Raw genomic sequence first — 10900 nt, 5'->3', positions numbered from 1 at the left:
CGCAGGCGGAGGCGGACCGGCTCACGGACGAGGCCGAACGCCGCGCGGCCGAACTGGTCGCGTCCGCCGAGGAGACGGCGCAGCAGGTCCGCGACTCGGTCGCGGGGCTGCGCGAGGAGGCCGAGGCGGAGATCGCGGGGCTGCGGTCGGCCGCCGAGCACGCGGCGCAGACGGTGCGCCGGGAGGCCCAGGAGGAGGCGGACGCCGCCAAGTCGCTGGCCGAGCGGACCGTTTCGGACGCGATGGCGGAGGCCGAGCGCACCCGTGCCGACGCGCAGCGGACCAGCGACGAGGCCCGCGCCGAGGCGGAACGCCTTCTGGACGAGGCCCGCGAGGAGGCGGCCAGGAAGCGGACCGAAGCCGCCGAGCAGGCCGACCAGTTGCTGGCCAAGGCCCAGGAGGAGGCCGGGCGCACCCGTACCGAGGCCGACCGGTACGACCGGAAGACCCGCACCGAGGCCGACCGGTACGACCAGGAGACGCGGGCGGAGGCCGAACGTGCCGGTCAGGAGACGCGGGCCGAGGCCGAGCGTGCCGGCAGCCGGATCCGCGCCGAGGCCGAGAAGTTCGACCGGGAGACCCGCGCCGCCGCCGAGCAGTTCAGCGAGCAGGTGCGCGCCGAGGCCGAGCGCCTGCGGGACGAGGCCCGCGAGGAGGCCGCCAGGAAGCGCACCGAAGCCGCCGAGCAGGCCGACCAGTTGCTGGCCAAGGCCCAGGAGGAGGCGCTGCGTACGCAGGCCGCGGCCGAGGAGCAGGCCGACACGATGGTGGGCGCCGCGCGCTCGGAGTCCGAGCGGCTGGTGACCGAGGCGCGGGCCGAGGGCCAGGAGCTGGTCGAGAAGGCCCGCTCCGACGCGGACACCCTGCTGGAGGAGGCCCGCAGCGACTCGGCCGCCATCCGCGAGCGCGCGGAGGAGTTGCGGGCGCGGATCGAGTCGGAGGTCGAGGAGCTGCACGAGCGGGCCCGCCGGGAGGCGGCCGAGGCCATGCAGTCGGCCGGGGAGCGCTGCGACAAGCTGGTGCGGGCGGCCGAGGAGCAGCTCGCCGAGGCGCGGGCCAAGGCCGAGAAGCTGCGGTCGGACGCCGACGCGGAGGCGGGCAAGGTGCGCATCGCCGCCGTCAAGAAGGCGGAGGGCCTGCTGAAGGAGGCCGAGCAGAAGAAGGCCGCGATGCTGCGCGAGGCGCAGCAGGTGCGGGAGGAGGCCACCGAGGAGGCCCGCCGCACGGTCGAGGCCGGTCAGCGTGAACTCGACATTCTGATGCGACGTCAGGAGGACATCAACGCCGAGATCGCGCGGGTGCAGGACGTGTTGGAGGCGCTGGAGTCGTTCGAGACGCCGGGCGCCGCGTCAGCTGCCGGGGCGGGCACGGGATCCGGCGCGGATTCCGGTTCCGCCGCCGGCGGATCCGCCTCCGGGGGCGGCTCCGGGCGCGGCGCGGGGTCCGGCAAGAAGGGCGGGCGCGCCTCCGGCGCGAACAGCGGTGTGGCGGCGGGCGTGGGCGCCGGCACCACTCGTTCGAATGGCAAGAGTTCGGACGGTTAGCCACTCGAACGAGGGCACATTCTCCAGACCGAACGTGCATAAGCTCGATGACACGCCGCTTGGACCCCTAGGATTCCCCTTATCACTCCCCGTCTGATAACCCGTCTGAATCGACAGGAACCCCATGAGCGACACTTCCTCCCCCTACGGCTTCGAGCTCGTGCGGCGCGGCTACGACCGCGGACAGGTTGACGACCGCATCGCGAAGCTGGTCGCCGACCGTGACAGCGCCCTGGCCCGCATCACCTCTCTGGAAAAGCGCATCGAGGAGCTGCACCTCGAAACGCAGAACGCACAGGCCCAGGTCAACGACTCCGAGCCGTCGTACGCCGGCCTCGGTGCCCGTGTCGAGAAGATCCTCCGCCTGGCGGAGGAGGAGGCCAAGGACCTGCGCGAGGAGGCCCGCCGCGCCGCCGAGCAGCACCGCGAGCTGGCCGAGAGCGCCGCCCAGCAGGTGCGCAACGACGCCGAGCAGTTCGCCGCCGAGCGCAAGCAGAAGGCCGAGGAGGACGGCGCCCGCATCGTCGAGAAGGCCAAGAGCGAGGCCGCGGCGCTGCGCAGCGAGGCGGAGAAGGACGCCCAGTCCAAGCGCGAGGAAGCCGACTCGCTCTTCGAGGACACCCGCGCCAAGGCGGCCCAGGCCGCGGCCGACTTCGAGACGAACCTCGCCAAGCGGCGGGAGCAGTCCGAGCGCGACCTGGCCTCCCGTCAGGCGAAGGCCGAGAAGCGGCTCGCGGAGATCGAGCACCGCGCCGAGCAGCTGCGCCTGGAGGCCGAGAAGCTGCGCACCGACGCGGAGCGCCGCGCCCGCCAGACCGTCGAGACGGCGCAGCGCCAGGCCGAGGACATCGTCGCCGACGCCAACGCGAAGGCGGACCGGGTGCGCAGCGAGTCGGAGCGCGAGCTGGCCGCCCTCACCAACCGCCGCGACAGCATCAACGCGCAGCTGACGAACGTGCGCGAGATGCTGGCGACCCTCACCGGTGCCGCCGTGGCGGCCGGCGGGCAGACCGACGACGCCTCGGACGACGAGGCAGCGGGCCGCTCGGTGCCCGCCCAGCAGTCCCGCTGAACCGGCGTCCGCCGGCCCTTCGCGAGACGCCCCCACCCGGCGGTGCGGGGCGTTTCGCATGTGCGGGTGGTGTGCGGATAATGCGCACGAGTGGCGAGGGGGCCGAGTGACCTTTAGCGTCGAAGAATGATCGAGCTGCGGGACCTTACCAAGCGGTACGGCGCCAAGACAGCGGTCGACGGCCTCAGCTTCACCGTACGTCCCGGTATGGTCACCGGCTTCCTGGGGCCGAACGGCGCGGGGAAGTCCACCACCATGCGGATGGTGCTGGGGCTCGATGCCCCGACCCGCGGGGACGTCCGCATCGAGGGCAAGCACTACGCCGAACTGAAGGAGCCGCTCAACAGCATCGGGGCGCTGCTGGAGGCCAAGGGTGTGCACGGCGGGCGCAGCGCCTACAACCACCTGCTGTGTCTGGCGCAGTCGAACGGCATCCCCGAGCGGCGGGTCGGCGAGGTGCTGGAGATGGTGGGGCTGCGGGACGTGGCCCGCAAACGGCCCAAGGGCTTCTCGCTGGGCATGGGCCAGCGCCTGGGCATCGCCGGCGCGCTGCTGGGCGACCCGCGCATCCTGATGTTCGACGAGCCGGTGAACGGCCTCGACCCCGAGGGCATCCACTGGATCCGGACGCTGATGCAGCATCTGGCCCGGGAGGGCAGAACCGTCTTCGTCTCCAGCCATCTGATGAGCGAGATGGCGCAGACCGCCGAGCACCTGGTCGTCATCGGCCAGGGCAAGCTGCTGGCGGACACCTCGATGTCGCAGTTCATCGCGGAGAACTCCCGTACCCATGTGCGGATTCGGACGCCCGAGCCGGAGCGGATGCGCGACGCGCTCTTCGCGGAGGGCCTGCGGCCGGTGACCGCCGAGGACGGCGCCCTGGAGGTCGACGGCGGGGACGCGGCCCGTATCGGCGAACTCGCCGCCGCCCAGCGGATCGTCCTGCACGAACTGAGCCCGCAGCAGGCCTCGCTGGAGGAGGCGTTCATGCGGCTGACGGCCCAGAGCGTCGAGTACCACGGGCACGCCCCGCCCGTCGGCACCCAGGTACCGCCCGGGGGCGCCGCGGTGCCGCCGGGCGGGACGCCGACGCCGCCCGCCTGGGGCGAGAGCTGGAAGAAGGGGGGCCGGGAATGAGCCACACCACACGCGTACTCAAGTCCGAGTGGACGAAGGTGCGTTCCGTACGCTCCACGGTCTGGACCCTGGCCGCGGCCCTCCTCGTCTCCATCGGCCTCGGCGCGCTGATCTGCGCGGTGACCGCCTCCACCTTCGACGACATGTCCACCGCGGACCGGCGCACGTTCGACGCGACCTACACCAGCTTCGCCGGGATGGGCCTCGGCCAGCTCGCGATGATCGCGTTCGGCGTGCTCGTCGTCTCCGCCGAGTACAGCACGGGCATGATCCGCAACTCGCTGGCGGCCGTTCCGCAGCGGGCCACCTTCATGTGGTGCAAGGTGCTGGTGGCCGGACCGCTGGTGCTGGTCGTCGGCATGCTCACCAGCTTCGGCGCGTTCTTCCTCGGCCAGGCCCTGCTCGGCTCCCACGGCGTGGGCATCGGCGAGACGGGAGTGCTGCGCGCCGTGGTCGGCGGCGGCCTCTACATGACGCTGATCGCCCTGTTCGCCATCGGCATCACCTTCGTCCTGCGCAGCCCGCTGCTGGCGTTCGCGATCCTCATGCCCTGGTTCTTCCTCGTCTCCAACATCCTCGGCAGCGTCGAAGCCACCAAGAAGATCGGCCAGTACCTCCCCGACCAGGCCGGTACGACGGTGATGTCCGTGGTGCCCGAGACGCTCGACCGGCCCTACGGGCCGTGGGAAGGGCTGCTGATCATGGCGGCCTGGACCGCCGCCGCGCTGGTCGCGGGCCTCGTCGTCCTCAAGAAGCGCGACGCCTGAGCACCGTACGGCCTCCCCCGGCCCCGGAAGGCCCCGCCGCCCGGGAGGGACCCGGCGCCCGGAAGGGACCCGGCGCCCGGAAGGGACCCGGCGCCCGGGAGGGGGGCGCCCGAGGGAACCGATCCGGCCTCTCGTACCCTCCTAGGCCATGTCCGGGGGCAATGTGAACGCCCCGAACTGCGTCCAGGGGCGAAGATGATCGAGGCGTACGGCCTGACGAAGCGCTACGGCGCCAAGACGGCCGTCTACAACCTGTCCTTCCAGGTGCGGCCGGGGGCCGTGACCGGGTTCCTGGGGCCCAACGGCTCCGGGAAATCGACCACGATGCGCATGATCCTGGGGCTGGACGCGCCGACGTCCGGGCGGGTCACCGTGGGCGGGCACTCCTTCCGGGGACTGCCCAACGCCCCCCGCCAGGTCGGTGCGCTGCTCGACGCCAAGGCGGTGCACGGAGGCCGCAGCGCACGCAACCACCTGCTCTCCCTCGCGCAGCTGTCCGGCATCCCGGCCCGCCGCGTCGACGAGGTCCTCGGCGTCGTGGGACTCCAGGACGTCGGCAAGAAGCGGTCCAAGGGCTTCTCCCTCGGCATGGGGCAGCGCCTCGGCATCGCGGCGGCACTGCTCGGCGACCCGCAGGTGCTGCTCTTCGACGAACCCGTCAACGGCCTGGACCCCGAGGGCATCCTGTGGGTCCGCAACCTGATGCGGCGCCTGGCGAGCGAGGGCCGCACCGTGTTCGTCTCCAGCCACCTGATGAGCGAGATGGCGCAGACCGCCGACCACCTCATCGTCATCGGGCGCGGACAGCTGATGGCCGACATGTCCGTCACCGAGTTCATCGAGCGCAACTCCATAGGCTTCGCACGGGTCCGCACCCCCGACGGCGAGCCGGAGCAGCGCGAGAAGCTCGTCTCGGCGCTCCACGAGGCGGGCGGCCAAACCCAGCCCGAGGACGACGGCGCCCTCCGCGTCACCGGGCTGCCGCTGCCCCGCATCAGCGACCTGGCACACGCCGCCGACGTCCGCCTGTGGGAGCTGTCCCCGCACCAGGCGTCGCTGGAGGAGGCGTACATGCGGCTCACCCAGGGCTCGGTCGACTACCGCTCGACGACGGACATGCGCGCCGGCCTCCAGCAGCCCGCCGCCATGCCGGGCACGCCGGGCATGGTCCCGCCCGGAATGGCCCCGCCGCCGGGCGGCGCGCCCGTGGCAGGCGTCCCCATGGGCGCGCCCCCGCAGACCGCACCGGCCCCGGCAACCCTGGGCACGGCAGCCCCCGGCACGGCGGCACCCGCCCAGATGCCGCCCGCACCGCAGGGAATGCCCGCACCGCAGGGCACGTCCACCCCGCAGGGCACACCCGCACCGCAGGGCGCCCCGTACCAGGCGCAGCAGGGCGCTCCGCAGGGCGGGTGCCGCCGCAGACGGGCGCCCCCGCGGGCGGCACGCTCCAGATGCGCGCCCCGCGGCCGGACGCCGCCCCGCACACCGCGGGCGCTCCCCCGGCGGCACCGCCCGCACCCCCCGCATCCCCGGCCGGCCCCCTGGCCAAGGGCACGTCCGGCAACGCCACGAACGAAGGCGAGGACGCCCGATGAGCACCCAGCAGTACGACGGACAGGCAGTCCCCGCCCAGCCCGCGGCCCCGGCCCCGGCGCCCGGACCGGCCGCGGGAGCGCCCCAGCAGGGCCAGCAGGGCAGCCAGCAGAGTCAGCAGGCCCAGCAGGGCAACTGGCCGCACGGCATCGCCCCTTACAGCTCCCCCATCCCGATGGCACGCACCCACCTCGGGCACGCGCTCCTGGCGGAGTGGACGAAGATCCGCACCGTCCGCTCCACGATGTGGACACTCGGCGTGATGTTCGTGCTCGTCGTCGGCATCGGTCTGCTGACCGCCGTCGGACTGAGCGGCGAGCAGTACACGGGGATGCCGCTGCTGTCCACCGGCTTGTTCGGGCTGATGCTCGGCCAGATCAGCGTGATCACGCTCGGCGTACTGGTCATCAGCTCCGAGTACGGCACCGGCATGATCCGTACGACGCTCACCGCCTGCCCGCAGCGGGGCAGGGTGCTGCTGGCCAAGGGGCTGGTCTTCTTCCTGCTGGCGTTCGTGATGACGACGCTGGCCTGCCTCCTGACCGCGCTGATCAACTCCGCGCTGCTGAGCGACCAGACGCTTCCCTCGTACGAGTCGCACGGCCAGCTCGCCGACTCCTTCGAAGGGGGGAAGCTGGTCGCCTCCGGCGGGGAATGGCTGGGCGCGACGGTCGGCGCCGGCCTCTACGTGGCGCTGCTGGGCCTGCTGTCGCTGGCGGTCGGCGCCCTGCTGCGGCACTCGGCGGGCGCGATCACCACGATGATGGGCATCGTCCTGCTGCCGCTGGTGATGGCGCTGTTCATGGCGGGCGAGGCCCTGCAGGACGTCCGCGAGAAGCTCATCGAGTACTCCCCCCTCAACGGCCTGGCCTCCCTCTACCGCATCCCCATGTCCGAGGACCAGGACGCCACCGGCTGGCCCCTCCTCGGCGGTCTGGCCATCGTCACCCTGATCGTCTTCACCGCGGCCTACGCCTTGCTGAACAAGCGGGACGTGTAGCGGAGGCGGCTCGGGGAGGTCTCTTGTGGGGGCCTCCCCCCTCCCCCTCCCCTCCTCCCTCCCCCGGCCCCCTCGGTCTCCGGCCCCCGGCGGCCCCCGGTCCCTCAATAGCGTGGGGCGTTGCGGGGGCGTCGGAGTCTGGCGCTGCGGCGGTCTCTGGCGTTCCAGCAGGCGCGGTGCCAGTGCCGCCGGTCGTCGACGTCGCCCAGCAGGGGCCAGGCGACCACATGGGGCACGCCCGGTGGGATCTCCTGGTCGCAGCCTGGGCAGCGGTAGTGCTTGATGGCCGCGCCTCCGCTTATCTGCCGGACCGCCCACTCCTCGCCGCGCCAGTCCTCGGTGCGCTCCAGGCCGTAGCGGTCGCCGCGGTCGTCGCGGCGCGCCGCGGAGCCGTTGCCTGCGGCGGCCTTGGCTGAGTTGAGAGCACCGCTGCGTGGGCGGTTACGGCGCGGGGACACGTGGGCACCTCGGAAGGTCGACGGCGGTGGACGGACGCCGGCCGCCGCGACGGCGCGGACGGGCTGAGCCGCGGGCGCTGCGGGGCCGTGCGTTTTCCACCCTACGCACGCCGGGAGGGGGCCTGGCCGGTTGTCCACAGGCGGACCCCGATTGGCGTTCATCGGATGAATCGGATGCCGGACCGTGCCTTGGACACGTGTCACGCGTTAGTGCTGTTTGAGGTGCCCGGTGTCCACGAGCACCCGGCCCGCGCCGTGCGGACGCGGACGGATACGAGGCGGTGGGGAATGCGAGTTGGAGCTTTCGTCCTGGGCGCTCAGTTCCCGGGCCAGGGGCAGGGCGAGGCGCTGGAGCGCGCGGTGCGGGCCGGAGAGGCGGCGGAGGAGGCGGGGCTGGCGGACGTGTGGCTCGCCGAGCACCACTTCGTGTCGTACGGCGTATGCCCTTCGGCGGTGACGTTCGCGGCGCTGCTGCTGGGGCGCACACGGCGGATCGGGGTCGGCACGGCGATCAGTGTGCTGCCCAATGCGCACCCGGTCGCTCTCGGCGAGCAGGCGGCGCTGCTGCACCTGCTCTCCGGGGGCCGCTTCACCCTCGGGGTGGGCCGGGGCGGGCCGTGGGTCGATCTGGAGGTCTTCGGCGGCGGGCTGCCGGCGTTCGAGGAGGGGTTTCCCGAGGCGCTGGATCTGCTGCTGCGGTGGCTGCGCGAGCCGCGCGTGGGTGCCGACGGGGAGCGCTACCGCTTCCGCGAGGTGCAGGTGGTGCCGCGCGCGGACTGCGCGATCGCGCCGGGTGGTGCGGCAGCCGATGACGCGACAGCCGATGGTGCGGCGCCGAGCGGCGCGGCGGCGCCGGCTTCGGGGGCCGGCCCGGGCGTGGTGGTCGCGTGCACGTCGCCCGGCACCGTACGGCTGGCCGCCGCGCGGCTGCTGCCGATGCTGGTGGGCATGCACTGCGGGGACGAGGAGAAGGCCGAGATGACCCGCATGTGGCGGCGGGAGGCCCTCGCCGCGGGGCATCCGTCCGAGGAGGTGGAGGCGGTGGCCGGGCGGCATGTGTCGGCCGGTGTGGTCCAGGTCGGCGAGTCGCACCGCGAGGCCAGGGAGGCGCTGGTGAAGGCGATGCCGGGCTGGCTGCGCGAGGGGCTGGGCCAGCATGTGACCGTGGACGGGCGGGCGCGCCGGATGCGTGATCCGCAGGCCTATACGGAGCTGTTGTGCGACCTGCATCCGGTGGGCGCTCCCCGGCTGTGCGCGGACCGGCTCGCGGCGACGGCCGAACGCAGCGGTATCGGCCGCTTCGCGCTGCTGGTGGAGGGTACCGGGGACCGGGACGGCACGATGCGCAACATCCACCGGCTCGGCGACGAGGTGCTGCCGCTGCTGGCGTGAGACCGCCGCCGGCGGGACCTCCCGCCCCGGCGCCCGCCCTGTGGGCGTCGCGGCCCCGGCCCTGTGGGCGTCGCGGCCCCGCGCTGTGGCGGACGTGGCGTCTGTCCCGTGGCGGTCGTGACCCCGGCCCTGTGAGCGTCGTGGCTTGAGTCCTGCCGACCGTCGTGGCCCCCGCCGCTCCTGCCGCGGGCGCCGCTCCTGCCGCGGGGCACGAAGCCGTTGCGGCGGTGGCGGGGTCCACCGCCGCAACGGGTGCGTATCCCGTCGGCGCTCCGGACGTGTTCAGCCGCCGGGGCGGGTGCCGTGCCGGCCGTCGGGGCGGGTGATCAGCAGTCGCGCAGCTCCGGGGACTGGTTGAGCAGTTGTCCGCGTATGGAGGTGAAGCGGGCGAGCCGCTCGTCCGCCGACGCGTCCAGCGGGAAGACGGCGACCCGGTGGCAGTTCTGGAACGCGAGCCGTACACCGAAGTGGCGCTCCAGCGCGCCCCGGATCGCATCGCTCGCCAGCGCGCGGAGCAGCTGGCCGCGGTGCTGCTCGTCCGGGGGCGGGGTCTGGTTGTCGGCGAACTCCCCGCCGTCCACCTTCAATTGCGCGACGAGGGAACTGATCATTTCCCAGGCGTACGGGAGGGAGGTGCGGACGCAGTCGACGAACGCCGCCTCATCCACCTCGCCACGCTCTGCCTGTTCCAACAGCGCGGGTGGGACGTCGAGCGACATGGGTTCTCCTCTCGCGACCCGGGCCGGAGGCCGGATCTCTTGGGGGCGAAGGGACATCACCGTGTAATCGCGCAACCTCGGACGGCGACGCCCAGCCATACCGTACGGCTCTTGGAGTGAGAACAGCACGGGAATGGGAATACTCGCGCCACTGTCGAACACCGCATCCGGGGGCGAATCGCGCGGGGTACGGGCTGTCGAGTAGCGTGACCGACCATGCGTCTCGTCATCGCCCGCTGCTCTGTCGACTACGCCGGCAGGCTCACCGCACACCTTCCGTCCGCTCCCCGGCTGATCCTGGTCAAGGCCGACGGCTCGGTGTCCGTGCACGCCGACGACCGTGCGTACAAGCCTCTCAACTGGATGTCTCCGCCCTGCACGTTGAAAGAGGGAGACGACCAGCGCTGGACGGTGGAGAACAAGACCGGCGAGAAGCTCATCATCACGATGGAGGAGATACTGCACGACTCCTCGCACGAGTTGGGCGTCGATCCCGGCCTGATCAAGGATGGCGTGGAAGCACACCTTCAGGAGCTGCTCGCCGACCGGATGGAGACGCTCGGCGACGGCTGGACGCTGATCCGGCGCGAGTTCCCCACCGCCATCGGCCCTGTTGACATCCTGGGCCGGGACGGGGACGGCGGGACCGTCGCCATCGAGATCAAACGGCGCGGGGAGATCGACGGCGTCGAGCAGCTCACCCGCTATCTGGAGCTGCTCAACCGCGATCCCCATCTGGCGCCGGTCAAGGGCGTGTTCGCCGCGCAGGAGATCAAGCCGCAGGCCAGGGTGCTGGCCGCGGACAGGGGCATCGACTGCGTCACCCTCGACTACGACGCGCTGCGCGGCATCGAGGACGACAAGCTCCGCCTGTTCTGACACCTACGGGGGCGGCACAACCCGGTTCCGGCCACCGCCGGGCCGGCGCGACCCGTTCCGCGCCGCCCCGCACCGGAGGCCGCTCCGAAGCCCACGCCCCGGAATCCGCCGCCGGATTCCGGGGCGTCGCCGTCTCTACGGCCGGCCGGTCGTCTCCGGTGCCGTGCTGCCGCCGGGGGCGCGGCCGGTCGCCGTACCGGTGGCGGTTCCGCCGCCCGTCCCGCCGTCCGTGCCGCCGTCGTCGCCCGTGGAGGACGGGGGGTCGGGCGTCGTCGGGTCGTCGCTGGGGGTGGGCGGCGGGTCCTCGGAGGAGGGCGGGTCGTCCGGCGAGGAGGA

General features: G+C 72.9%; 9 protein-coding genes and 2 pseudogenes. 8 read left to right on the top strand and 3 right to left on the bottom strand.

Annotation, left to right across the window (positions count from 1 at the left end; translation table 11 throughout):
* The 6 genes and pseudogenes from FM076_RS34100 to FM076_RS23190 all read left to right on the top strand — a co-directional run.
* Positions 1–1544: pseudogene (locus tag FM076_RS34100) on the top strand (hypothetical protein); the annotation flags it as partial.
* Between the two features lie 124 nt (positions 1545–1668).
* Positions 1669–2616, top strand: coding sequence for a cellulose-binding protein (locus tag FM076_RS23210; protein ID WP_173872883.1), 948 nt, complete (start codon positions 1669–1671; stop codon positions 2614–2616).
* A 126-nt stretch (positions 2617–2742) separates the two neighbouring features.
* Positions 2743–3753: an ATP-binding cassette domain-containing protein gene (locus FM076_RS23205; RefSeq protein WP_173872882.1), complete on the top strand. Its 1011-nt coding sequence runs from the start codon at positions 2743–2745 to the stop codon at positions 3751–3753.
* Positions 3750–4520, top strand: a complete 771-nt coding sequence (locus FM076_RS23200; protein ID WP_173872881.1) for an ABC transporter permease — start codon at positions 3750–3752, stop codon at positions 4518–4520. The genes FM076_RS23205 and FM076_RS23200 overlap by 4 nt, the downstream gene beginning before the upstream one ends.
* Before the next feature lie 195 nt (positions 4521–4715).
* Positions 4716–5216 (top strand): annotated as a pseudogene (locus FM076_RS35355) (ATP-binding cassette domain-containing protein); the annotation flags it as partial.
* Between the two features lie 898 nt (positions 5217–6114).
* Positions 6115–7116, top strand: coding sequence for an ABC transporter permease subunit (locus tag FM076_RS23190; protein WP_173872880.1), 1002 nt, complete (start codon positions 6115–6117; stop codon positions 7114–7116).
* A 104-nt stretch (positions 7117–7220) separates the two neighbouring features.
* On the opposite strand, the gene FM076_RS23185 is transcribed toward FM076_RS23190, so the two are convergent.
* Complete coding sequence (locus tag FM076_RS23185; RefSeq protein WP_173872879.1) at positions 7221–7574, bottom strand: ATP/GTP-binding protein; 354 nt, start codon at positions 7572–7574, stop codon at positions 7221–7223.
* Positions 7575–7862: 288 nt separating this feature from the next.
* Between FM076_RS23185 and FM076_RS23180 the strand changes: the two genes are divergently transcribed.
* Positions 7863–8966: an LLM class flavin-dependent oxidoreductase gene (locus tag FM076_RS23180; protein ID WP_173872878.1), complete on the top strand. Its 1104-nt coding sequence runs from the start codon at positions 7863–7865 to the stop codon at positions 8964–8966.
* A 326-nt stretch (positions 8967–9292) separates the two neighbouring features.
* Here the strand turns inward: FM076_RS23180 and FM076_RS23175 are convergent, their stop codons facing one another.
* A complete protein-coding gene (locus FM076_RS23175; protein WP_016469833.1) occupies positions 9293–9685 on the bottom strand; it encodes an SCO5389 family protein in 393 nt (130 codons plus the stop codon).
* A gap of 216 nt (positions 9686–9901) precedes the next feature.
* Here FM076_RS23175 and nucS point away from each other — a divergent pair, with 216 nt between their 5' ends.
* A complete protein-coding gene (gene nucS, locus FM076_RS23170; protein WP_173872877.1) occupies positions 9902–10564 on the top strand; it encodes an endonuclease NucS in 663 nt (220 codons plus the stop codon).
* A gap of 135 nt (positions 10565–10699) precedes the next feature.
* Here nucS and FM076_RS23165 read toward each other — a convergent pair.
* The coding region (locus FM076_RS23165; RefSeq protein ID WP_180217832.1) for a hypothetical protein at positions 10700–10900 on the bottom strand (201 nt) is incomplete at its 5' end.

The organism is Streptomyces albus subsp. chlorinus, assembly GCF_013302895.1.
Taxonomy (GTDB): domain Bacteria; phylum Actinomycetota; class Actinomycetes; order Streptomycetales; family Streptomycetaceae; genus Streptomyces; species Streptomyces chlorinus.
The sequence above is the reverse complement of the archived record's forward strand: the minus strand, read 5'-3'. Positions and strand labels throughout refer to the sequence as shown.

What these genes read in the sequence shown, in the direction of transcription:
- nucS (WP_173872877.1), top strand. Translation starts at nt 9,902, where the DNA reads ATGCGTCTCGTCATCGCCCGCTGCTCTGTCGACTACGCCGGCAGGCTC.
- FM076_RS23175 (WP_016469833.1), bottom strand. Translation starts at nt 9,685, where the DNA reads ATGTCGCTCGACGTCCCACCCGCGCTGTTGGAACAGGCAGAGCGTGGC.
- FM076_RS23200 (WP_173872881.1), top strand. Translation starts at nt 3,750, where the DNA reads ATGAGCCACACCACACGCGTACTCAAGTCCGAGTGGACGAAGGTGCGT.
- FM076_RS23180 (WP_173872878.1), top strand. Translation starts at nt 7,863, where the DNA reads ATGCGAGTTGGAGCTTTCGTCCTGGGCGCTCAGTTCCCGGGCCAGGGG.
- FM076_RS23190 (WP_173872880.1), top strand. Translation starts at nt 6,115, where the DNA reads ATGAGCACCCAGCAGTACGACGGACAGGCAGTCCCCGCCCAGCCCGCG.
- FM076_RS23210 (WP_173872883.1), top strand. Translation starts at nt 1,669, where the DNA reads ATGAGCGACACTTCCTCCCCCTACGGCTTCGAGCTCGTGCGGCGCGGC.
- FM076_RS23205 (WP_173872882.1), top strand. Translation starts at nt 2,743, where the DNA reads ATGATCGAGCTGCGGGACCTTACCAAGCGGTACGGCGCCAAGACAGCG.